The organism is Halomicronema sp. CCY15110 (genome assembly GCF_016888165.1).
Classification (GTDB): domain Bacteria; phylum Cyanobacteriota; class Cyanobacteriia; order Phormidesmidales; family Phormidesmidaceae; genus Halomicronema.
In genome coordinates this window covers 1-23,589 of sequence record NZ_JACSWC010000150.1, presented here as the reverse complement: position 1 = coordinate 23,589, position 23,589 = coordinate 1, and the positions used below count along the sequence as shown (strand labels likewise).

The window sequence follows — 23,589 nt, the reverse complement described above, 5'->3', positions numbered from 1 at the left end:
ACTCACACCGGGAAATCGGCTCTTGAGTAGAGATCATTGACCTGGGTTGATAAAAGGATATTGAGCGCGTGGGATATTTTGGACGAGTGCTGACGGCGATGGTGACGCCCTTTGGGGCCGATAATGCTGTCGATTACTCACTGGCAGAAAAGCTGGCAGCGCATCTAGTTGATAATGGCAGTGATGGTTTAGTCGTCTGTGGTACCACTGGTGAATCGCCTACGCTGTCCTGGGATGAAGAATTCCAGCTTTTTCAATGTGTCAAGGCGGCGGTTGGCGATCGCGCCAAAGTAATTGCGGGCACTGGTTCTAACTCTACCCAAGAGGCGATTGAAGCGACCCGCAAAGCCGCCGCGCTAAACCTGGATGGGACGCTGCAGGTCGTGCCTTATTACAATAAGCCGACCCAAGCAGGGTTGCTGCAACATTTTCGGGCGATCGCTACTGCCTGCGACGATTTCCCAGTCATGCTCTACAATATTCCTGGTAGGACAGGGCAGAGCTTCTCAATCGAGACCTTGGTGCAACTGTCAGCAGTTGACAACATTGTGGCAATCAAAGAAGCCAGTGGAAATCTTGATTTTGCGAGTCACCTGCGAGCTTTGACGCCGAGTGCATTTGCCATCTACTCTGGTGACGACTCCTTGACGCTGCCACTGTTAGCGATTGGAGGCTGTGGCGTGGTGAGCGTAGCGAGTCACCTAGTCGGCAATGAGCTACAGCAAATGGTACGAGCCTTTGAGGCTGGTGACGTTCAAGGGGCAACTGCAACCCATCTAAAGCTTTTTCCTTTATTTAAGGCACTATTTTTGGAAACCAACCCCATTCCAGTAAAAGCGGCGTTAGCCCTGAAAGGGTGGCAAGTCGGTTCGCTAAGGTCTCCTCTGATGCCCGCCAGCGATGCTGTTAAACAAGAATTGCAGACCGTTCTAAAATCTCTGGCCTAGCCGCTGAACACCAGAGTCTCGTACCGACAAAGCTTGGGACAACTGAATACTTTTGCTCTTTCTATGTACATTAACTTTCGGAGTATGTATGACCTTACCAAGATAATCATGATCGATTTGAGGCACCTTTAACGGTGTCAACCATTGTTAGCCCATCTTTGGTCGCCTTCCAGGGCGTTTGGAAATACTCTTTGTCCGCTTAGCGGGCTTCGATTCAGCGTATGTTCTCGCTGGTTTGTGCTTCGTGTGAAGCGTTCCCTGGGCTCTCGATGAATTCTCAGTAACAACCTTTAGTGCTAACGCCTGTCAGCCTCTCAGCGCTACAACCTGACCCATGGGCCAACGCACTTTCAATCTTTTGTTCAGCCATTTTTGGCACTATTTATCAACTACAACAACGACGGACTGTATGACTAATCCCAATCCCGATGCCAAGCTCAAAATTATTCCCCTCGGCGGGCTGCATGAAATTGGCAAGAACACCTGTGTGTTTGAAATCAATGATGAAATTATTTTGCTAGATGCGGGACTCGCCTTCCCCACTGACGGCATGCATGGCGTCAACATTGTGTTGCCAGACGTCACTTATTTGCGAGAAAATCGCCACAAAATCAAGGGCATGATTGTCACCCACGGTCACGAAGACCATATTGGTGGCATTGCTTACCACCTCAAGCAGTTTGATATTCCCGTAATTTACGGTCCGCGACTGGCAATGGCCTTGCTAGAAGGAAAACTGGAAGAGGCGGGCGTCAGCGATCGCACTGAATTGCGCCCGGTGCGTCCCCGCGACATGGTGCGCCTCGGCAAATCGTTTGTGGTGGAATACATTCGCAACACCCACTCCATTGCCGATAGCTGTAGTGTGGCGATTCATACTCCCCTGGGCGTCGTCATTCATACTGGTGACTTTAAGTTTGACCATACCCCGGTGGATGGGGAATATTTTGATGTGCAAAAGCTGGCCGAGTACGGCGAAAAAGGCGTCCTCTGTCTGATCAGCGACTCAACCAATTCGGAAGTCCCTGGTCATACTCCTTCAGAGCGATCGGTGTTTCCCAACCTGGATCGAGTCTTTTCCCAAGCCGACGGACGTCTGCTGGTCACGACCTTTTCCTCATCGGTTCATCGGGTCAATATGATTCTGGAACTGGCGAAAAAGCACCATCGCATGGTCTTTGTCGTGGGACGTTCCATGCTCAACGTCATTGCCCATGCCCGAGAGTTGGGGTATATCAAATGCGAAGAAGATCGCTTTCAACCCCTGCGCAACTTGAGTCAGTATTCTGATCGCGACGTCATGATTCTCATGACGGGGTCGCAGGGTGAACCCATGGCAGCGTTGACCCGCATTGCCAACGGCTCCCACCGAGACATCAAAGTTCGTGAAGGCGATACGGTCGTCTTCTCTGCGAACCCCATTCCTGGTAACACAATTTCTGTGGTCAACAACATCGATAAACTGATGATGAAAGGGGCCAAGGTCGTTTACGGCAAGCATCAGGGGATTCACGTTTCGGGTCATGGTGCTCAAGAAGACCAAAAACTTATGTTGGCGTTGACCCGTCCAAAGTTCTTCTTGCCAGTGCATGGCGAGCATCGGATGCTGGTAAAGCATTCTCAGACGGCGCAAAGTATGGGCGTCCCTGCGGAAAATATGGTCATCATTAACAACGGTGACGTGGTTGAACTAACCCAAAACAGCATTGGGATTGGCGGCAAAGTGGCCTCTGGCATTGAACTGGTAGATTCTTCCCGTCAGGGCGTTGTGGATCGCGAAACCCTGCGCGATCGCCAGCAGCTAGCCGAAGACGGCATCATCACCGTGGCCGCGATCGTGAGTCACCGAGGCAAATTAGTGACTCCGCCGACCGTCGATATTCGTGGCATCTCCCAGACCCTTGATCGTGAAAGGTTCCAAAGCAAAGTGTCAGATCTAATCGGACGCGTTTTGCGAGAGCGCTCGAACAAGAAAGGGATTGAGCGTGACGGCATTCAACCCGCCATTGAATCGGAACTGCGCCGTTTGATGCGGAAAGAATTGCCTAAGCGGTATCCCGTGATTGTCTTGTTGCTGAATTGGGTGGAAACGGCAGAAAACAATTCTCCGGTTCCGGCCTTGACCGCGTCATAAATCACGAGATTGACCGTTTGAGCTTGCCAGCCATGGCGAGCTACCGAATTTCATAAAACTTAACCTCCGCTTAGTGACTGTTGTAACAGGGCTGAGCGGAGGTTTTGTTAATAGAAGGGGTTGTTCTAGTCATTGGGCGCTATAATGCATCCAACAGAAGCAGACCTGTGCTTAGGCTTGAGCATTAACAAGCAAGAGAGCCGGCTACAGTCGATTACCAAAGGCTTCTGTCAGAATTTTTGAGATTCGACAAAGATTTTGGTAACCCTGGGATAGTGTTGCTTGCGGCTGTTTGAGGCCGTCTGGGTTCTTCGAAGGTGAATGAGCCACCTGCGATCGCTTTCCGCCTGCCTGCGTCGTTACTGGTCAACGGCAGTGATGTTCGCTTCTGAAAGACAGCATTGTTTGTTTTATTACGGTTCGCTGCCGCAGCGTTATTAGGCGGAGTCGAATCATTACAAGATTTGAGGATATTGAATGCCTAAGCAGATTGTTATTGCTGAACAGCATCGCATTGCTGCTGTTTTTCAAGGAGATCAGATACAGGAACTCATTGTTGCCACCGGGACACATCAGGTTAGCGACATCTATGTGGGCACTGTCGAAAATGTGTTGCCCGGCATTGACGCCGCTTTTGTCAATATTGGCGATAGTGAGCGCAACGGGTTTATGCACGTTACGGATTTAGGACCGCTGCGGCTCAAGCGGTCTGCCGGTTCGATCACTGAGTTATTGGCACCACAGCAAAAAGTGCTGGTGCAAATCATGAAGGAGCCCACCGGCAACAAAGGCCCGCGGCTCACCGGTAATGTCACGTTGCCGGGACGTTATCTCGTGTTGATGCCCTACGGCAAAGGCGTTAATCTCTCCCGCCGCATTCAGAATGAACAAGAACGGAATCGCCTGCGAGCCTTAGCGATCTTGCTCAAACCAGCGGGCATGGGGTTGCTGGTGCGCACAGAAGCTGAAGATGTGCCCGAAGAAGCCATTATTGAGGATTTAGAGTCGCTGCAAAAACAGTGGGAAAGCATTCAGCAAGAGGCGGTAACCAAGCGCCCGCCAGAATTGCTGAATCGTGATGATGACTTCATCCAGCGGGTGCTGCGAGACGTCCATAGCGCCGATGTGAATCGCATTGTGACGGATTCCCACACGGGGTTGAAACGGGTGAAGCAGCATTTGATGAATTGGAATGCCGGGCGGATTCCGCCCGGGGTCTTGATCGATCACCACCGCGATCGCGTACCCTTGTTGGAATTTTTTCGGGTAAACGCAGCGATTCGGGAAGCCATCCAGCCACGGGTTGACTTACCCTCGGGCGGATACATCATCATAGAGCCCACCGAAGCTCTAACCGTCATCGACGTGAACTCTGGATCGTTTACGCGCTCCGCTACCGCGCGCGAAACGGTGCTCTGGACGAACTGCGAAGCAGCGGAAGAAATTGCTCGACAGCTGCGATTGCGCAACGTGGCAGGCGTCATCATTGTTGATTTTATCGACATGGACTCGCGCCGTGACCAACTCCAAGTGTTGGAAACCTTTAACCGAGCGCTGCGAGCTGACAAATCACGGCCCCAAATTTCGCAACTCTCAGAACTAGGGCTGGTTGAGTTGACTCGGAAGCGCCAGGGCCAAAACCTTTACGAACTGTTTGGCCGACCCTGCCCCACCTGCGGTGGCTTGGGGCATGTGGTGCATTTGCCGGGTGAGCAGCCTTCTACCGTGAATGCGCCTGTGGCTGAGACGACTCGTGAACCGGCCGGTATCAGTAATCGCGCTCATCCCTCTTTGAAAGAAGCCTATGTGGAAGATTTAGAGCCGCATTCGGATTTGCAAGAACTGGATTTGCTCCATCATCCCAGTTATCAAGAGTCAAAAAGTAACCGAGGAGGCCGCCGTCGGCGGCGTCGTGATTCTCCGGCACCCAGTCGCAGTAATGGCAAAAGCAGTGACAATTCGCGGCCCTCTACTCCTGCTCCCGTTACTGCCGAGTCAGCGCCAGCGGAGCCGACCAAGTCGACTAGCAATGAATCCAGTTCTAGTTCTAGTTCCAGTCCTAATTCCAGTTCTAGTTCTAGTTCCAGTTCCGGTTCCAGTAGCAGTCGGTCTAGCCGTAGCCGGGGGGGGCGGGGCGATCGCAAGCCAGCGGCACCGCCCGAAAAAGTTGTGGTGGAAATGACGCTCGAAGAGCAAAGTGTCTACGCCATGATGGGCATTTCACCGCTGGTGTTGAGCACGAAGGAAATCAAAGACGCGAAAAACGCGATCGTCCAGGTTGTGTTACCAGGAGAGGCAGTACAACTGTCAGATGCCAGCAGTGAGAGTAGTTCCCAGGAAAATGCCGATGCAGTGCCTGAGGAACCCAGTGCAGAGGAACCCAGTGCAACTGTCACGGAGCCGATCCTTAAGTCTCGTGGCCAACCCACTGCCCCGGCTGACGGAAATGGGAGTGCGACAGACTCAGCGGTGACGGTGGCGGTTGAGGCTGCCGAAGTCAGCACCGAGAACGCGACTGCGAGTGATGCGACCGAAGCAGCTGTTGAACCCGCACCGAAAACTCGTCGTCGTCGTCGTCGGTCGTCGGCTAGCGGAGACGATGATTAAAGCTAGTAACACCCAGGCGGCGGCGACTTCATCAGAGGCAGTATCTGCGCCTGCGACTATCATTGCAGGCGTTGATGAAGTGGGGCGGGGGGCTTTGTTTGGCCCCGTGGTGGCTGGGGCAGTCATTCTTGATGCCAGCACAAGATTAGACTTGGCTGCCCTTGGCGTGACTGACAGTAAGCGCTTGACGGCCCCCCGGCGAGCCGCTTTGGTGCCCCATATTCAATCGCAGGCTATGGCCTATGCCCTGGGTATGGCGACCGTCCATGAAATTGACCGATGGAATATTTTGCAAGCCTCGCTTCTGGCAATGCGTCGGGCAATTGGTCGCCTCGCGGTCACTCCCGAACTGTGTTTAGTGGATGGCAATCAACGCATTCCTCAGCTTGCCATTCCTCAGCAGACGGTGATTAAGGGCGATCAGCTGGATGTGGCGATCGCCGCCGCCAGTATTTTGGCAAAGGTATGGCGCGATGCCCTCATTGTGCGTCTTGATCGTCGCTACCCCGGTTATGATCTGGCTTCCAACAAAGGATACGGGAGTGCCCGACACCGGGAAGCCATTGCCAAATTAGGGCGATCGACCCAGCATCGTCAATCTTTCAAAGTGGCTCAGCAGCTGAGCTTATTGCCAGAATCTGACTGCATCCCTTAGCTTTCCAAACCGAGTTCCCGCTTCAATAGATTGATCGATTTTTCGCCTATATAGTTGTCGCAAACGACGATTTGCGGCGCTCTGATCAAGTCTTCGCGGGCACTAGTGATGGCTTGCTTGACTACGGGCAAACTAGCTTGGTCAAACACCACGATGGTTTGGGCGCTCCGCACCAGCGCATTTAGTTTGTAGGCATCCTCGGTTTGTGCCGTCATCACCAGCACATCTTCGCCCCGTAAGCTGTAGGCAATCACTTCGGCTGCACGTAAGATACCAGAACTCAGGCTGACCATGCCTAAACAGGTGTCCTGGGGCAACTCCTTGAGTAGCCCCAACTCTCGGTTGTAGTCGTAAATATCGATGGGAATCACGCGCACGGACTTGGGGCCAGCGATCGCTTCTGCCTCCGCCAAAAAATAGCGACTCGTTACCACCGTCCCAGAACGCGCTTGTGCCAGGCTATCTTCCAACTCTTCCAACGCCACTAATTGCACCGGAATGTGTAAAGCCGCCTCTAATTCGCGCACGATCAGCTCACCTGCGCCCAAATCTTGACTCTGCACCGTGACTAAAACGCGGGCGCTACACCGCAACCGCCAGTCCACTTCAGCAAAAAACAGTTCACGGGCTTGATTCAGAGAACAGCCCTGCCGCAGCAACTCGTCCAATACATCTTCAACAACTTTCCGAGACTTGGGAAATTTATCCCACAAGCCTAAATGGGGACGAGAGCTTTCGACCGTCGAGTGCGCTCGGACGTAGATTCCTGAGCCGGGCTGCGCTTCCACGACGCCCGCCTCTTCTAGCTGCCGATAGACCTTGCTAATCGTGTTACGGTGCAGCCCGGTTTGCATCGCCAACTGACGGGTACTGGGTAACCGATACCCTGGGGGAAACTGTCGCGAGGCGATCGCAAACCACAACTGGTCATAGAGTTGTGTAGATGCTGGAATTTCACTGTCAGTTTGGATGTGGAACTTAAGCACAGATAGCTCTCCCAGTGCACCCCATCACCGGGGCATTGTTTCCGAGGTAGTGCAGCATCGTCAGTGCCGCGATGAACCCTTCTCACATAAGGCTGAATCAGCCTGTCCGATAATTAATGTTAATTCAACAAAATGTGACACTTTAATATTTGGTGGTCTAGTCGTCTAGCCACTCGACACTGTTGTCTTGAGAGAAGCTGCGGTTTGGACGGGGCAGACCCATTGGCTCAACCGCATTGTCCGGACAAGGTACAATGTGATGCCCAAGGAGGGCCACACCTGGATCATTGGTTTGGGCAACCTGAACGGCAGCAATGGCCGCTTGTACCGCTCCTGTCGAGCCTCGAATAATCACGCTAATGCGCCCTGAGTCGATGTTTTCTAGCCCGACGACTTGGATGTTTGCGCCCTTGCCCATCATGTCGGCAATCACTAATGCTCCGGGCATGCCGCAGGTTTCGACCACACCAATGGCTTGCTGCATGTTGACTGGCCTCGTACTCAGTAATTGTTCAGCGAGTTGCTGGCTGAGGTGGATTTCTGGCATTACCAGTCGACCGCCTCTCGACAGGCTTATAGCTGAACCTTTTTAATGTAAATCGGTCATGCATTCAACCTGTGGTGAACTAATGGCAGCAGCAACTCCTCCCATTCAAACGCACACAGTCGACATTCTCAGTCAGGGACTCGCGATTCCAGCATATCTTGCTCATCCTACCGAATCTACGGACTGTCCGACTGTTGTGGTGATTCAAGAGGTGTTTGGGGTGAATGATCATATTCGCGCCGTAACAGAACGCATTGCCCAGCAAGGCTATATTGTGATCGCTCCTCACATCTACCATCGTCAAGCGCCTGGCTTTGCAGTGGGCTATGACGAAGCCGCGCTCGCCTTAGGGCGGCAATACAAAAATGCCACCCAGGCCGATGAACTACTGAGTGACATCCAAGGGGCGATCGCTTACGTCCAACAGCACTTTGCGGATGTCCCTGCAGCAGTGGGCTGCATCGGCTTTTGTTTTGGCGGACATGTGGCCTACCTCGCAGCCACTTTGCCAGCGATACAAGCTACCGCCAGCTTTTACGGTGCTGGCATTGGCCAGTTCACTCCGGGGGGCGGAGCACCGACCCTGAGCCGTACCGCAGACATACAAGGGACAGTGTACGCTTTTTTCGGGATGCAAGATCCCTTAATTACTGTCGCTGAAGTGGATGCACTTGAAGATACATTAAGGACGCATCGAGTTGAGCACCGTATTTACCGATATCCCAACGCCACCCACGGTTTCTTCTGCGATCAACGCACTAGCTACGATTCCATCGCTGCGCAAGATGCCTGGACCCATGCCTTGAGACTGTTTCAAGAAAAGCTCGTGGATGTGGGTTAGTCAGATGCCACTGATTTCCACGCTGTTCCACTTATATGAAGTTTTTTGAGGCAGTTCCGGAATCAGTGAATTCAACATTGTTGACCATGAAGCAGATAATTAGGGTTAGGTATGGGTGCATGCAAATATCCTGAAAATCTTATGCAACGCTTATCGTTCACTAAGCATTGAGTCTTGGACTAGAAAACAGCAATCTAAAACGTCTAGCAGTCATTTTGGACGGCCTCGTTTCCCCTTCACTAGAATCGTCACGGAATTAGCATGACCTCCTCAACCCTTCATTCGGATCTGAAAGGTAAAACAGCTGAGCTACTTCAGCTTTATCAGCAAAATCGCCAACCCGCAATTCGGAATCAGTTGGTTCAGTTAAACCTAGGGCTGGTGAGACGTGAAGCCCATCGTTGGATCCGACAATCTGATGAATCTTTTGATGATTTGATGCAGGTCGGTAGCCTGGGTTTGATTCGCGCGATTGAGCGGTTTGAATTGACCAAGGGTTTTGCGTTTAGCTCGTTCGCAATCCCCTACATTCGCGGTGAAATCCAGCACTATTTACGCGATCGCAGTAGTACGGTACGCATCCCGCGCAAATGGCATAGTCTTGCTGGCCAGTCTCGCCAAGCGATTACTGCTTTACGAGAACAGCTAAACCGTCAGCCTACAGATCATGAGATTGCCAATTATTTAGAGATTTCTTTAGCCGAATGGAGTGAAGTAAAACTCGCTATTCGCAATCGCTCTTTACTGAGCTTAGACGCCCCGATGTTGGATGAGGATACGGATTCAGCTTCCTTGTCAGATATGCTGCCCGATCCAAAATACCGCAGCTTCCAGCTAGCCGAAGAGGATCGCATTCGCCTCCACCAAGCTCTTCAACAGTTAGAAGAACGCACTCGCAACATCCTAGAATTTGTCTTTTTACAAGATCTGACTCAGAAAGAAACTGCCGAACGTCTCGGTATTAGTTCGGTTACAGTTTCGCGACGCGTCAAACAGGGTTTAAAGCATCTGAAAAGAGTAATGGTTGTGGCTGCCGAAGATGAGGCTGTTGAAAACGTTCCATCCGATAAGAAGTGAGCTATCGTTAAAAAGCATTAGCTGACTAAACAATGGGCGAGGAGGCAAAGCCATGAGCGCCATGCTGTTATTACTGCTGTTCTTACTAGGAGTTTTACTCTCCTTGATAGGGGGCATTATTGGCGTAGTGGATGCCTTTCGAGTCAGTACCCTCTGGGGAGTGCTCGCGCTGTTAGTGCCATTTGCGCTGTTAGTATTCTGTATTAAGTTTTGGAGGCAGCGTAAGTGGGCTCGCAATAGTTTGCTTATGAGCTTGCTGGGCTTGCTAGCTATGGTGTTGCCGATTCCTCTAGGGGGGGGGTTGGCTTTCTTGAGTGCTCGTAATGGCGTTGACCAAGAAGAGGGCTTTGTCATTGAAAGCGATGGCGTTGAGGTCCCTAGCGATTCAGCAGTCGTGCCAGACCCGGCCTCTGAAGGAGAAACGGCTGATGCAGGCGACGGTGAATTGTTCGAGGAAGCGATGTTGCCTGGGTTGCCGACAGCTGCCGAGATTGCCCGGGCTGAGTTACTGCCTTCCACCGACCCTAACGAAAGATTTAACGAAATCAACAAAGAGCGGAACGACCCCTACGCCTTTGTGCCAATTGCGCCACCTCCGGCAGCGCCGCCCCCAGCCCCAGCCAATGGCGGTGGCCCTGGTCCGGCCAACCAGCCCAACGTTGGCAGCACTCCCCCTGCCCAACCTGGAGGAGGGGCGACACCTGGAGGCGGACAAGGCACCCCAGGCAATGGCACAGCAAGGCCACCGACTGAGTTGCCTGAATTACCTGAACCTACGGTTTTGGCATCTCAAGTACAGGTAACTGGAGTGGCTAGCGTGAATGGCGAGTCTTATGCCATTGTCAAGGCTCCTAATGAGCCCACAAGTCGATATGTGAAGGTTGGCGATCGCATCGCCAATGGCACCGTACTGGTTAAGCGAATTGAAAATCGTGCGGGTTCAGCGCCGGTGGTGGTACTGGAAGAAAGAGGTCAAGAAATTGCCTTGCCTGTTGGTTCCAATGTGTCCCCTGATGAGCCGGGGAATGGTGGTGACTCCACTGCGTCGGCAGTTGCCTCAGTACCGATGCTCCCACCCATACAACCAGTATCCTTGCCGTAAATAATCAGCGCCAGCTTCCGGGACATGCCTGGATGGGGCCGATTCATTTGAGCGCATTAGTCTCAGTATCAATTGGCTCGCTTCTCTTGATTCACAAAGAGGGCGAGCTTTATCGTAGCGTTACTTTGTTTGCGCCAGAAGACTCTGCTGATCAGCTCAATCTAGCTTGTTTACGGCGTCAAGGTGTTAATAACCTGGATGATTCTTGACCCTGGTTTTAGTCTAAATGTCAAGCCTCGCTACAGCACTGATGGACTGCTGCTGACCAGTTGAAAGTCTGTCACTCATCACTAGATATGACGATTGAGAACACGCTATTTTCAAATTGAGGCTTCTGAGACATCACACTTCATGTGACCTCGATCACCCTCAGGGAGCCGTTTTCAAGGGTTGATACAAAGAGATATTACGCTCTAGACGATCTCGCGCTGAGGCGGCCAATCAGTCCTCTAATGTGTTTATAGGGGATTGGTTCCTCTAATAAATATGATAAGCAATTAATAAGAAAGGAGTTGATGAGTAATGGGCGTCGGTGCATATTTCAAGACAGTTCTCAATTCTACTGTTTCAGTTGCTAGCCGCCATGACTCATCGCATTGTGGTTACTGGCAATTGCTGCTAAGTGGCGTAGCTGGCAGCTTGATGCTATGCACTGTAGCAACTGCTGGTCAATTCCCTAGCGCTGATTTGTCAGATGCGGCAGTGCCTCAGTCTGACGTGATTGCAGATGGTCTTTACCTATATGGTTCAGCGCCCGAGCTAGAGGCTTTGGGCGCTGCATATATGGTGTTTTCGGCGCAAGACGCGCATTTGGTGGGGGCTATGTTTATGCCCCAATCGTCATTTGATTGCTTTCAAGGATCTCGTGACGGTAATGAGCTCGCCTTGCAGATCACGAATAGCTACACGCAAGAAGTTTACGGCTATGCGATCGCATTAGTGACTGATGATGTCCAGATAGCGGCGGCGGGTAGTTCAGATTTAGTGCTGGCACTCGATGGCTTTTATGAGCTTGGCACCCCTGGAGAATCTGAGATGGCGATTTTATCGACTTGCCAAGCCCACTACTCATCCGTTGGGACTGAATTGTAGGCCCAAACAGCGCGTCAGTTAACAACTTGCCAATTTACGATGCTGTCTCTCGTCATTGCTTGAGGCCTATTCTGTAGTAGGTATGGTGTGCACTCATGGTGTCTATGGGACGTTCGATCATTGTTTAGCTAGTGGCGCAGGAATGGCTGAATATTGTTTTGGTGGAGTTTGGTGATCTTGCCTGAGTCCGTTACAAGGTTGACTGTAGAAACTGAAGCGTTATCTTAGGTTGAAAGTTGCGTTTTCAGGGAAGGTAAAGTGTGAACGCAGCCGAGCAGGCAACCAGTATCGAGTTCGCGAGCAAAATTGCGACCGTTGTGCGCTTATTTAAGCTAGAGTTTCCTGATTTAAGGGTTGATCTGAAACCCTGGACGAATGATCAGGACACTCGTTCGCTTGTGGATCCTGATTCTATTGACATTGGTTTGCATTTTCCAGGTGTGAGCCGACTATTTCATTGTCGGAGTCTATTGCTGCAAATTCGTTTCTACGATGATCCGGATAGCCAAGATAAGCGAGTCATTGGTATGGAAATTGGTGGTTATGACCACCGTGGTAAGCAATGGACGTTTTCGACCATTCATCGCTGGCGGTTTTCTGGGGAGACCGTGCCGGAAACAGCGGCGGGCGATCGCCTGAAGCACTGCTGTCAACAAGTCTTTGATGTATTTAGTAACTCACTGGAAGAGTCGGCATAATGGCGCATGTTTGATGTGGTGGTGTTTGGGGCGACTGGCTTTGTTGGCCAGCTAGTTTGCCAAGCTCTGGTGCAGCAGAGTGAGCGTGAATCGCTGAGATGGGCGATCGCGGGACGAAGTGCGAGCAAACTCAAAGTGCTGGCCGATCGCTTAGCACCTGGGTCGGCAGCAATTGCGCAGATCGTGGCCGATGCCGATGATGACGCAACGTTGCGGGCAATGTGTTTGCAGACGCGCGTGGTGCTTTCCACCGTCGGGCCATACGCTTTGTATGGCGATCGCTTGGTCAAAGCCTGTGCTGAGACTGGGACGCATTATTGTGACTTAACGGGGGAATCGCAGTGGATTCGTCGCATGTTGGATCAACATCAGGTGCAGGCGGCGGAATCTGGAGCCTATATCGTGCCCTGTTGTGGGTTTGACTCTATTCCCTCTGATCTGGGTGTGTATCATTTGCAAAGTCAGGCGCAGCAGCGATATCAACACCCTTGTGAAGTCGTCAATATGCGAGTGATGGCCGCTCAAGGCGGTGTCTCCGGGGGCACCATTGCCAGTGGGCTGAATTTGGTCAAAGAGGCGATGGACGACCCTGATTTACGCAGAGCTTTGCAAAACCCCTACTTTTTGTGTCCCGATAGTCAACAACTCGACACCCATTCACGACCGTTGATCCCAGTGCAGTTTGATCAAGACTTTCAAGAGTGGGTGACTCCCTTTGTCATGGCTGATGTAAATGTACGGGTGGTGTTACGTTCGAACTACTTGCAGAACTATGCCTACGGCACTGACTTTCGCTATGAGGAAGGAATTTTAACTCGAGGGGGGCCAATTGGCTGGTTGGTGGCCCAAGGACTTAAGTTCGGTTTAGATGGGTTAGTGCTGGCAACTGCCATTCCACCGCTACGTGAGCTGCTAGAAACTACTCTTTTGCCGAAACCGGGAGAAGGTCCGAGTCCTGAGGCGCAGAACCAGGGTTTTTATGATTTGCGGTTGATCGGCAAAACTGCGGATGGTCAGGTGCTGAAGACTCAAGTTAAGGGCGATCGCGATCCGGGGTACGGTTCTACGGCTAAGCTCATTGCGCAAGCGAGCATTTGCCTGGCTAAAGATTTGAAGGACAGCTCCCAGCCTGGAGGCTTTTGGACGCCCGCTTCATTGATGGGCTCCCAACTGCTGGAGCGCTTGCCTAAATGGGCTGGAGTGACTTTCACAGTGCTCAATTGAGCGAGACTGGTCGATATGAAAAAGTCTCTTGGTACTGTTCGCGAGTCAGAAGATAGGGGCCGAGAAGAGCGCTATCGTAAGCCGCCTGAGACCGCTGGTTTGGCGGTTTTTGTCCGAGATAAAGTAGGGCGACGGCCCCAGAATCCGGTCATGAATTTCAGGGCCAGAACCTTGAGTAATGGAACATTGCGTAATAGCCAGAGGCCAAATCGTCTGATTTTGACAATGGGCCACCAGCGATTAGAAAATATGCGGTCAAGGAAATCGGTGAAGCCGAGAATCGCTAGGTTTTCGACTTTCCGCCAGCGTTCGTAACGCTTCAAAACGGCTAGGTCGCCAAGATCTTGCCCCCGAGCGTGGGCTTTAGTCAACACTTGCGCTAAGGCAGCGGCATCTCGAATGCCTAGGTTGAGACCTTGCCCAGCGACCGGGTGGCAACGATGGGCGGCATCACCGACCAACGCGACTCGTGGGCGGACATATTGCCGACTTTGCAAGAGCTGTACGGGGAAAACGTGGCGATCGCTGGTCAGCGTGAGCTTGCCCAAAAAACCGCTGGTGTAATATTCCAACTCAGCGAGAAATTCATCTTCATTAAGCCGTTGCAGGGCTTTGGCTTCGGCATGGGGAGCCGTCCACACGATATGGTAACGATTCCCTGCTAATGGCAAGACCCCCATCGGGCCATCGGGCCAAAACCGCTCAAAAGCAATGTCGTTGCGGCTTGCAGTATGGGTGATCATAAACGTCAGGCAAGACTGCCAATACTTCCAACCCCAGGTTTTAATGCCCGCAGTTTGCCGAATGTAGGATTGTGGGCCATCGGCCCCGACGACCAACCGCGATCGCACCTGCTGAGGTTTTCCCTCGACTTCGAGATCAAGCGTCGCCCCCTCAGACTGGTAGGTGACTTGGTTGAGGCGCGCCGAGCAAAGCCATTGCACGGTTTCACATTCAGTGTTGATGAAATCTTGCAGGGCGCGCAACATGATGCGATGTTCGCCCACATAGCCCAAAAACTCGATACCCAGATCTTGAGGATGAAACTTCACTAATCGGGGACAGTCGGCATCAGACAAATAGATGTCGTGGTATTTACCGATATAGGGAAAAATGCGCTCCCAGACGCCAATGCCATCGAGAATTTGACCCGATAAAGGTGAGAGCGCATAGCCCCGTTCCCGGGCGGCTGCACCTTCTAAGGTTTGGGCTTCAATAATGGTCACCGACAAGCCGGACTTGCCTAGGGCGGCGGCGAGAGTCGTGCCAACAACACCGCCGCCGACAATGGCAACATCGCAGCTGTGGCTGTGGATGGACTGCGAATCTTCGGTAGATAGTAACTCTGGCATGACTTACGGACTTGGATAACGAACTCAAAGGCTGCAATTTGACTGTAACGTGCTTGGCCAAATTGTGCGGCGTAGTAGGCTCGCTCTGTGATCGTCAAAAGCCCTGCGCATGGCCGTTTATGGGCAATGCCAGGGCTCTTAAACACCATTAGTATCGATTTAGAGGGTGGGCGATTTAGGCGTTAATGGTCTCGCCCACGGCTGATTGTTGTGACTGGGGCAAGTTATTGATTTTGCGAGCCTTGAACATGCCAAATCGGCATAGCCCTGCCCCAAATGCTAGCCGCATCAGCAGCATCGTCGGCACTTCGCGTAAGGACTTGATGAAACCACCGAAGCCAAATTGTACCAAGCCTTTAGGGCGAATGATGCCTTGCCAAATGGAGTCTAGCCAAGACGGCAGAGTTTCGCGAGTCCAGTCAGCAGTCGTGACCTGTCCATCGGTGAGGCCAGTGGCTTCTAACTGCTCAGAAAACCCTTCGATGCTGGAAAAGGACGGATGCGACCATTGGTCTAGGAGTTGGCGCATGACTGGCTTTTCCCAGAAATTCAAGGGTTTACGGCGATCGTCCCGCTGGTTCCAGTCGGCAACGACGAGAATGCCGCCGGGTTTCAGCACGCGCAGCATTTCCGCACCGTACTTTTCTTTGTCGGGCATGTGAGGCCCAGCCTCAATTGACCAAACGACGTCAAAGCTATTGTCGGGGAACGATAAATCAAGGGCATCATCCACCTGAAACTTAGCCGTCAGGTTTTCCGGGGTTAATTCACCGGCCCGTTTCACCTGCTGTGGACTAATTGTGATGCCGGTGGTCGAGAAGCCGTAGTCACGGGCTAAGATCCGGCTGCTGCCGCCAATGCCGCATCCGACATCTAAAACCGTGGTGCCCCTTGGCAAGGTGTCTAGTCCGGCCCAGCGAGCCATTTCATGGACGAAATCAGATTTAGCTTTGAGAAAGTCTTTGCGGCGGGGCGGCGATCCGTAGTGCCCCAGGTGAATGTGTTCTCCCCAGTAGAACTCCAAGATGCCGTCTTGTGTCCACTGGTCGTAGGAGTTAGCGACTGTACTGGAGGACTCGTAACTGCGGGGAGTTGCTAAGTAGATGATAGTGCCAACCACCAACAACACTGCAATTAGCCCCAGGGCAAAATACACAACCATCGAAAGGAACCCTTAACAATAATTAATCTGTTCTCTAATGATTGTAGATCGAGTTCGTAAACACTGACAGGTTTTCGCCCTGACTGCGGCATGAATTTGCCGTCAGCAAAGCGGCCCGAGCCTACCTGTAGGGGGCAGGGTGAAACTTGCCCAGGAGAACTACCCTGCCCCTGAAAACCTCAGAACTAACTCGCCACTGGAGTCATGCGCTGAGCTTGATCCTGCTGATAAAACTGCTCGATGGAAACGAGTTGATTATTGCGAGCATCCCACAAAATCAATTTGGAACAGGCTAACCAATCACGGAACCGGATGGTGGTGACTTGGGTTAGCAGATGACGGTTGTGCTCATGACAAGCGCGTAGCCGATAGTTGGGAATGCGCTCAGACAGGTGATGGATGCTGTGGTAGCTGATATCCGCTGTAAACCATTTGAGAATTCCTGGCAGGGCAAGATAGCTGCTGCCCGCGATCGCCCCTTGTAAATAGTCCCAGCCCTCCGTTCGGTGGGCATAGGAGCCTTCAAAGTTGTGCTGAACGAAGAAAACACAGATGAAGAGGGCTGCCGAGAACGTCAACACAACTGCATAGGTACCCAAAAAGAAAGCCGTGCCCAAATAGTGGCAAAGCACCCACCAGGTACTTAGCACGACCAGATTATTCAGCAAAATATCCCAAAACTCGTCGGTGCCGTTCCATTGCTGCGGCTGATAAGTCGAAATGATCTCAGTCAGAGGACGCTGGGGATTGTTGCGCCACCCTTGCCACGTGTAGCGCAGGCAGCCCCACAGCTCGGCGATCAGAATTAGCCGAGGCTTAAAGGCGAGGTAAAAGAAGCCGCCGGGGAAGATGATCCAAGGCTGTCGCAATCGACCATAGACCTTTTGATCGAAGGCGCTCAGTTGGGCGAATTCATCCGTCGATAAAAAGTCGCCAATGCTGCGATAACGTTCCCAGTCACCATTCGTCTTGTGGTGATAGGCATGATCCCGCGACCACCAATGCTGGGGAATTGCGTTCACCACGCCCAGGATGAACCCAGCGATGCGGTTGGCGCGCTTACTGGTAAACAGTGAGTAATGGCCGCAATCGTGCATGAGCGAAAAGCATCGCAAGGAAAATAGAACGAGTAAGCCAATGATGGGCAGGAGCAAAAGTGGCGATCGCTCAACGACTTTGGCCGCGAGTACCCACAGGAGCACGTAAGGAACGAGGGTATTTAACAGCTGGAAAGTCGCGCGCAAATTGCTACTTTTCATGTAGGGGCGCAGAACGAAATCAGACTTTTTGATGGAGGGCTCCATTAATGAATATTTTCCTCACAACAGGGATTCACAATTTTAACGAGAGAAGTGGGCCGATGACTCTTCTTTTACCCTAAAAATGGCTCTAGATGGCTAGAACAATGGGGCAAGGTCTGTGGGGATGACTCCGAAGACCACCGTTCTGGTCTGAAGGCGGCGGCAATGCTTTGAGTTCACGCTGCCCGTTTAGCTTTACTCGATGGAAACTAATGTTTGAACATAAAAACATCAATCACCGATCGCAAGCATGTTTACAGAAGTTCACACTAGCATTCTCTTTGCCAAATCGGAAAGGTGTGAAACCGCCATCCCGGTGGGAATTGGCCAGGAGAGTGGTTGGTGAGGTGACCGATACTGGCATCAGGAAGTTCCGGAGTCGTTTGATCGAGCACGCCATAGAAGTTCAAGGCTTGGTCAGCGGTTCCCTCGTCCCAGCCAGGAAGCGATCTATTTAGTGGGTGGCGACGAGCGATCGCGTTAATGCTCGTCGCCACCAGTCTCTGTCATGCAAGCTTGTCGTTTCCCCAACCCCACGATCTCGATTGGGTCAAGGTGCTATGCCGCTGTTTGCGCTGCCGGGGCGGTCGGGGCGGGCTCGGGTTGGCAAGCCAAATAAGCTGCGAGTTGCGTTTCAATATTGGCCTTGACCCGTTCGCGAAAATCGATGAAGTGCTCGGCTTGGGCACAGACGGAGATATAGTTGGCCGCGACGTGGGGATAACGCCACAGCATGGCGATGAGATTGCCCCAAAACCGCCACCGGGTTTTGCGCAAGACCCCCTGCCGCCAACAGATGATTAGAAAAGCGCGAACCATTATCCAGTTAATTTCAGGGCTGCCGGCTGACTGGGTGCGGCCTTGATAAGCTTGTTTTTGGCCTTCACCGAGCATCAAAAAATGGCGATAGGTGCGATTGAGCACCACGAGGGGATCGTAAAGCTGCCAAAAGGCTTCGACATATTCGTTGGCGATTTCTTCGATGGGGCGGGTAGGCCTGAAATTCATCAGGGTGACCTGATTGGCATCGGCACTTTGACCGAGCAGGCGTTCCTCTTTTGCTAACCGATGCCACAGGGCTGTGTCGGGTAAGGCTTGGAGCATACTGAACATAGCGGTGGGAATGGCGGTTTCTTCGACAAATTGAGTGACGCGGCGGCCAGCGCCAGTTTTTTCACCATCGAAACCGATGATGAACCCAGCCATAACGCGTAAACCGGCGTGGGCGATCGCCTTTACCGAGTCCACCAGTGGGTCGCGTAAGTTTTGGAATTTGCGGGTGAGGTTGAGGCTGTCATCATCAGGCGTTTCGATGCCCAAGAAGACGGTACCAAAGTTACAATCCACCATCATTTGCATGAGCTCAGAATCCTGAGCCAAGTCGATAGAAGCTTCAGTGGCGAAAGAGAAGGGATAGTTGCGTTCTGCCATCCACGGTTGCATGGCTTGCAATAAGCGCTTGACGTTGCGCTTATTGCCGATGAAATTGTCATCGACCATGAAAATGCTGCGTCGCCAGCCTAAGTCATAAAGACATTGCAGCTCGGCTAACAGTTGATCGGGCTCTTTGGTCCGGGGTTTGCGACCGTAAAGCACGATGATGTCGCAGAATTCGCATTGAAAGGGGCAGCCCCGCGAAAACTGAACCGACATTTCGGCATAGGCATCAAGTTCCAGCAGATCGTAGCGGGGAACGGGGGTATCGGTCACGGCGGGCTTGACACCATCGGAGCGGAAAGTGCCACTGCGATCGCCGCGTTCAATCGCCTCGACAAAGAGCGGCAGAGTGATTTCGCCTTCATCCAAAATGGCAAAATCGGCCCCGGAGCTCTCCAGTTCGTGGGGCAGGGCGGTGGGGTAGGGGCCACCGACGGCGACCAATTTTTGGTGGGCTTTGGCTTCTTGAATACTGGCCAAAAAGTCGGGCTTTTGGACGATCATCGCGGAAATGATGACGATGTCGGCCCACTGCCATTCCGCCTCAGTGACGGGTCGGACATTGCGATCGACCAATTGATAATGCCATGACTGCGGCAAAATGCTGGCAACGGTAATTAATCCTAGGGGAGGGAGTTGAGCCTTAAAGTTGACCAGCTCTAACGTTTTATCAAAGGACCAAAAGCTTTGAGGAAAGCGCGGGTATACCAGCAGTATGTTCATAAAAACCAGAGGTGCTTTTTGCCATCCTAGGCTGGCTAGTGGGTAACGACAACCGCAATCAATTTTTCTGATGAATTGGATAATTGTTGGCAAGGGCGATCGCCCTTTGGTAGAAGCACGCTGCAGTCTTTTTAAAGCAGATTAACTCAGGCTAATTGATCGATCAGAACTGGTCGAAGTGGGGCCGCCGTGGAGAGTATTCAGCGATCGCCATACATCCCTTACGTAAATCACTGAGCATGCCGCGATCGCTGGGAGCATTCATGTTCGTCAGCCAATGGACTGCTCCAGGTTCTCAAGTCCATAAATCGACTCAGGTTTCGCGGACAGGGTGCAAGCATCGCTGGCTTTAGCAGAAGAGTCGCTTAATATTTTCTTCATAAGTGGGCAGCAAGGCTTGGTCTTCGACCCTTTCGCGATATTCTATACGTACCTGACACACGGTTAAATTGGCTTTAAATATCGAGATGAACCATCTCAACGATGAATTCGAGCATGATCGAATTTCTATCAAGCTTTTACTGTTTATTGATAAACGTCCTAGCTCCGGCGAGCATGTGCAGCAGCTGCGTAAGCATCTCAAGGAGTTAGATTACGAAGAGGCCTTTTCCTTAGAGGTAGTGGACGTTAGCGAGCAGCCGTATCTAGTCGAGCATTTTCGGCTGATTGCGACACCGTCTCTAGTCAAGTTTTCCCCAGGCAAGCAGCAAGTTATTTCCGGCACCAACATTCTTGCCCAGCTAGATCAATGGTGGCCTCACTGGCGCAAAGAAGCCGAGGCGCAGCAAGCCACCGAAGCGACGCTGCCCATGGAGCTAGAGGCACGGACGTCGGTTCTATCTGAAGGTGATTTAGCGCACTCGATTGAGATCATGAAGCTGTCAGATGAGCTGTTTCAGCTGAAGCAAGAGAAAGAAGACTTGGCGGCGCAGCTACAGTTTAAGAACCGCATTGTGGCGATGCTGGCCCATGATTTGCGGAATCCTTTGACAGCGGCATCGATCGCAGTGGAGACCCTAGAGCTGGGGTATGGCAATCCGCCAAAAGACAGTCGAAAATCGCTATCGCCGAAGCTGACTGCACAGCTGTTGCGTCATGCCAAGACCCAAATCTGGGCGATGGATCGGATGATTTCTGACATTTTGCAAACTGCTAAGGGGGCCGCAGCTGAGTTGCAGATTCAGCCGCAAGCGGTTTCTTTGGAACGTTTAGTGATGGATACGTTGGCGTCAATGCGGAACAAGGTTGAGGTGAAATCGCAGGCACTTGACATCGATATTCCCCAGGATTTGCCTTTTGTATACGTTGATTCGGGGCAAATTCAACGGGTGCTCTCAAACTTGCTGGATAACGCGATTAAGTACACCCCCAAGGGGGGCGGTTTGTCGGTATCAGCCCTGCATCGCACTACGCAGAAAATTCAGGTGTGTATTAAAGATACGGGGCCAGGGATTCCGGCACCCATGCAGGAAACGATTTTTGAGGATCGCTTTCGGCTAGAGCGGGACGAGGCGCAAGATGGCTATGGCATTGGTTTGGCCTTGTGTCGGCGAATTATTCGCGCGCACTATGGCCAAATTTGGGCTGAATCAGTGCCCAATGAGGGCAGTGAGTTCTATTTTACGCTGCCAGTCTTTCGATCAGCATAGGGGAGCGGTGGTAAGGCCGTTGCCCGATTTCGTGACGCGACATCAGGGATCAAGAAGATTCGCGCCTAGCTGTTGATGTCGATGAGTCAGAAGCTGTAGAGCGCGCCCAGCGATCGCCCTGCACCAGGGTATGTACTTGCCAGTCGGCGGTGGTTTCGGGAAAGTCCGTGCGATAGTGTCCTCCCCGGCTTTCAGTCCGAAAGGCGGCACTTTTGACAATCAGGTGGGCCAGGTTAAGCAAGTTGCGGGTCTCGCTCCAGAGTCTCAGGGGATCGATGCCAACCTGGGAGATGTCCCCCAGTGGGCTGGGCAGACAGGATAGGAGCTGTTGAGTGATGGATAAGCGGTCAAAAGTCGATTGCAGGCGGGCGATCGCTTGATCCGTTTTTGCCAAAGTTTCACCATCACGGCTGATGCCCGCGCCTTGCCAGACCCAGTCAGGCAGCTCCGCCCGAATCTGTTGGAGACTTGTGATCTCGTCAGCTGTGATGTGAATGTTCTTGGCGGTCGATTCGTGGTGGCGGGGGGCGGCGATCGCGGGCTGACTCAGTTGCAAATGTTTGAGCTGACGACCATATACCAAACATTCCAACAGAGAATTACTGGCTAATCGGTTCGCTCCGTGAACACCCGTGCTAGCCGCTTCCCCGACGGCATAAAGACCTGGAATCGTGGAACTGCTGTGACGGTCGGTGGTGATGCCGCCCATCCAGTAGTGGGCGGCTGGTGACACGGGAATCGGTTGCTCATAAGGATTGATGCCCCACTTTTGGCACACTTTGATGATGTTGGGAAAGCGATACTCCATGCGGTCTGGGGCGATCGGGCTCAGATCGAGCCAGACACAATCATGTTCTGCGGCGGACTGGTGGGTTAAGTGCTGGTAGATGGCGCGGCTGACGACATCACGGGGGGCCAATTCGCCTTGAGGATGATAGTCAAACGTAAAGCGATGGCCATTGGCATCAATGAGGTGGGCACCCTCGCCCCGCACGGCCTCACTGATGAGAAATCGTGGAGCACCTGAGATTTTTAACGCCGTGGGGTGAAACTGAAAGAATTCCAAATCTCGCAGTTGGGCTCCCGATCGCCAGGCCATCGCGACACCATCGCCGGTGCTGGCAGGCGGGTTGGTGGTTTGGGCAAAGACTTGGCCGCCACCGCCCGTCGCCAGCACGATCGCCCGGGCGGGCCAGTGGACCAGCCTATGTTGATCGGCCACGATCGCGCCCTGACAGCGCGTCGCCTCGCACCAGAGATCCAATACCAGGGTGTGTTCAAACACGGTGATGTTTGGGCGCTGCCGGACGGCGTGGGCGAGGGTGCTGACAACGGCTCTTCCAGTGGCGTCGGCAGCGTGCAGCACTCGCTTGCGCGAATGCGCCGCTTCTAACGTGAGGGCTAATTGTTGCCCCTCGGTGCGATCGAAGGGGACGCCAAACTCCACTAAGGATTTGATGCAGTCGGCTCCTTGTTGGACGAGCAGATCAACAGCGGCGGGATCACAGAGCCCCGCACCTGCTTGCAACGTGTCGGCAAAATGTAGGCGGGGCGAATCCTCCGTCGTGATGGCCGCCGCAATGCCCCCTTGTGCCCAATCGCTAGCGGATTGACTCAAGACGTCTTTGGTAATGAGCCCGACCTGGTAGTCCGACGGCAGACAGAGCGCCGCGTACAGGCCAGCCGCACCGCTACCAATGACCAAAACATCGAACGTGGGGACTGGCAACGCTTTTTCCTCGACAGACGCAGATTAGGGTTCTGAGCATTTTAGTCGAATCCATGGACGGAAACGATGTCAATCAATGGGTCGCCCCGCTGGGTTCGGCGTCTCTGAGGGCGATCGCCCAATCAAGCCTGGGCAATAAAAAAGACCGACGAAGACCCAGTGGTCTCCGTCGATCCTTCATCAAACTTAAAAATCATCTCAGAGCAGACAGCTAAACCGAATCACTCTATGGCAATGACGACTTATCGGTAGGGAGCAGGTCACTTTCTACAGAGAAAAATACTCTTGAGGTGACAGCCTGCCATTCAGGTAGGCGCAACGATGCG

Annotated in this window: 19 protein-coding genes; 11 read left to right on the top strand and 8 right to left on the bottom strand. The window is 52.6% G+C overall.

Translation table 11 applies throughout. The annotated features are described in order from the left end of the window. The first annotated feature begins 68 nt into the window (after positions 1 to 68). The 4 genes from dapA (at position 69) to JUK32_RS03045 (ending at position 6,343) form a co-directional block, all read left to right on the top strand. Positions 69 to 947 (top strand): 4-hydroxy-tetrahydrodipicolinate synthase, encoded by an 879-nt coding sequence (gene dapA, locus JUK32_RS03060; RefSeq protein WP_204137383.1) that lies wholly within the window; start codon positions 69 to 71, stop codon positions 945 to 947. Positions 948 to 1,356: 409 nt separating this feature from the next. Continuing rightward, positions 1,357 to 3,081: a ribonuclease J gene (locus JUK32_RS03055; RefSeq protein WP_204137382.1), complete on the top strand. Its 1,725-nt coding sequence runs from the start codon at positions 1,357 to 1,359 to the stop codon at positions 3,079 to 3,081. Between the two features lie 477 nt (positions 3,082 to 3,558). After that, positions 3,559 to 5,688 carry an Rne/Rng family ribonuclease gene (locus tag JUK32_RS03050; RefSeq protein ID WP_204137381.1) on the top strand — a complete coding sequence of 710 codons (2,130 nt, stop codon included), beginning with the start codon at positions 3,559 to 3,561 and terminating at the stop codon, positions 5,686 to 5,688. Then, positions 5,681 to 6,343 carry a ribonuclease HII gene (locus JUK32_RS03045; RefSeq protein WP_204137380.1) on the top strand — a complete coding sequence of 221 codons (663 nt, stop codon included), beginning with the start codon at positions 5,681 to 5,683 and terminating at the stop codon, positions 6,341 to 6,343. Before JUK32_RS03050 ends, JUK32_RS03045 begins: the two co-directional genes overlap by 8 nt. Here the strand turns inward: JUK32_RS03045 and JUK32_RS03040 are convergent. Both JUK32_RS03040 and JUK32_RS03035 read right to left on the bottom strand, forming a co-directional pair. Then, on the bottom strand, positions 6,340 to 7,329 hold the full coding sequence (locus JUK32_RS03040; protein WP_204137379.1) for a GntR family transcriptional regulator: 990 nt from the start codon (positions 7,327 to 7,329) through the stop codon (positions 6,340 to 6,342). The two genes, JUK32_RS03045 and JUK32_RS03040, sit on opposite strands and share 4 nt — an antisense overlap. A gap of 157 nt (positions 7,330 to 7,486) precedes the next feature. Continuing rightward, on the bottom strand, positions 7,487 to 7,876 hold the full coding sequence (locus JUK32_RS03035) for a BMC domain-containing protein (RefSeq protein ID WP_204137378.1): 390 nt from the start codon (positions 7,874 to 7,876) through the stop codon (positions 7,487 to 7,489). 82 nt (positions 7,877 to 7,958) lie between these two features. Here JUK32_RS03035 and JUK32_RS03030 point away from each other — a divergent pair, with 82 nt between their 5' ends. The 6 genes from JUK32_RS03030 to JUK32_RS03005 all read left to right on the top strand — a co-directional run bounded on the left by JUK32_RS03030 (position 7,959) and on the right by JUK32_RS03005 (position 13,910). Continuing rightward, complete coding sequence (locus JUK32_RS03030; RefSeq protein WP_204137377.1) at positions 7,959 to 8,717, top strand: dienelactone hydrolase family protein; 759 nt, start codon at positions 7,959 to 7,961, stop codon at positions 8,715 to 8,717. 261 nt (positions 8,718 to 8,978) lie between these two features. Then, positions 8,979 to 9,794 (top strand): RNA polymerase sigma factor SigF, encoded by an 816-nt coding sequence (locus JUK32_RS03025; RefSeq protein ID WP_204137376.1) that lies wholly within the window; start codon positions 8,979 to 8,981, stop codon positions 9,792 to 9,794. Positions 9,795 to 9,846: 52 nt separating this feature from the next. After that, positions 9,847 to 10,896, top strand: a complete 1,050-nt coding sequence (locus tag JUK32_RS03020; RefSeq protein WP_204137375.1) for a hypothetical protein — start codon at positions 9,847 to 9,849, stop codon at positions 10,894 to 10,896. A gap of 702 nt (positions 10,897 to 11,598) precedes the next feature. Beyond that, positions 11,599 to 11,988: a hypothetical protein gene (locus JUK32_RS03015; protein ID WP_204137374.1), complete on the top strand. Its 390-nt coding sequence runs from the start codon at positions 11,599 to 11,601 to the stop codon at positions 11,986 to 11,988. A gap of 260 nt (positions 11,989 to 12,248) precedes the next feature. Continuing rightward, positions 12,249 to 12,686: a hypothetical protein gene (locus JUK32_RS03010; RefSeq protein ID WP_204137373.1), complete on the top strand. Its 438-nt coding sequence runs from the start codon at positions 12,249 to 12,251 to the stop codon at positions 12,684 to 12,686. A 6-nt stretch (positions 12,687 to 12,692) separates the two neighbouring features. Continuing rightward, on the top strand, positions 12,693 to 13,910 hold the full coding sequence (locus JUK32_RS03005; protein ID WP_204137372.1) for a trans-acting enoyl reductase family protein: 1,218 nt from the start codon (positions 12,693 to 12,695) through the stop codon (positions 13,908 to 13,910). A 71-nt stretch (positions 13,911 to 13,981) separates the two neighbouring features. On the opposite strand, the gene JUK32_RS03000 is transcribed toward JUK32_RS03005, so the two are convergent. The 5 genes from JUK32_RS03000 to JUK32_RS02980 all read right to left on the bottom strand — a co-directional run bounded on the left by JUK32_RS03000 (position 13,982) and on the right by JUK32_RS02980 (position 19,885). After that, the gene (locus JUK32_RS03000) at positions 13,982 to 15,262 is read right to left on the bottom strand and encodes an FAD-dependent hydroxylase (RefSeq protein WP_204137371.1); all 1,281 of its coding nucleotides are present in this window, start codon (positions 15,260 to 15,262) and stop codon (positions 13,982 to 13,984) included. A gap of 175 nt (positions 15,263 to 15,437) precedes the next feature. Then, the gene (locus JUK32_RS02995; RefSeq protein WP_204137370.1) at positions 15,438 to 16,424 is read right to left on the bottom strand and encodes a methyltransferase domain-containing protein; all 987 of its coding nucleotides are present in this window, start codon (positions 16,422 to 16,424) and stop codon (positions 15,438 to 15,440) included. Positions 16,425 to 16,609: 185 nt separating this feature from the next. Further along, entirely contained in the window at positions 16,610 to 17,728 is a 1,119-nt protein-coding gene (locus tag JUK32_RS02990; protein WP_204137369.1) for a fatty acid desaturase, read from the bottom strand. A 266-nt stretch (positions 17,729 to 17,994) separates the two neighbouring features. Then, positions 17,995 to 18,222, bottom strand: a complete 228-nt coding sequence (locus JUK32_RS02985) for a hypothetical protein (protein ID WP_204137368.1) — start codon at positions 18,220 to 18,222, stop codon at positions 17,995 to 17,997. A gap of 61 nt (positions 18,223 to 18,283) precedes the next feature. Then, the gene (locus JUK32_RS02980; RefSeq protein WP_204137367.1) at positions 18,284 to 19,885 is read right to left on the bottom strand and encodes a B12-binding domain-containing radical SAM protein; all 1,602 of its coding nucleotides are present in this window, start codon (positions 19,883 to 19,885) and stop codon (positions 18,284 to 18,286) included. 467 nt (positions 19,886 to 20,352) lie between these two features. Between JUK32_RS02980 and JUK32_RS02975 the strand changes: the two genes are divergently transcribed. Beyond that, positions 20,353 to 21,534 carry a histidine kinase gene (locus JUK32_RS02975; RefSeq protein WP_204137366.1) on the top strand — a complete coding sequence of 394 codons (1,182 nt, stop codon included), beginning with the start codon at positions 20,353 to 20,355 and terminating at the stop codon, positions 21,532 to 21,534. A gap of 49 nt (positions 21,535 to 21,583) precedes the next feature. Here the strand turns inward: JUK32_RS02975 and nadB are convergent, their stop codons facing one another. Further along, positions 21,584 to 23,263 carry an L-aspartate oxidase gene (gene nadB / locus JUK32_RS02970; protein ID WP_204137365.1) on the bottom strand — a complete coding sequence of 560 codons (1,680 nt, stop codon included), beginning with the start codon at positions 23,261 to 23,263 and terminating at the stop codon, positions 21,584 to 21,586. Positions 23,264 to 23,589 lie beyond the last annotated feature (326 nt).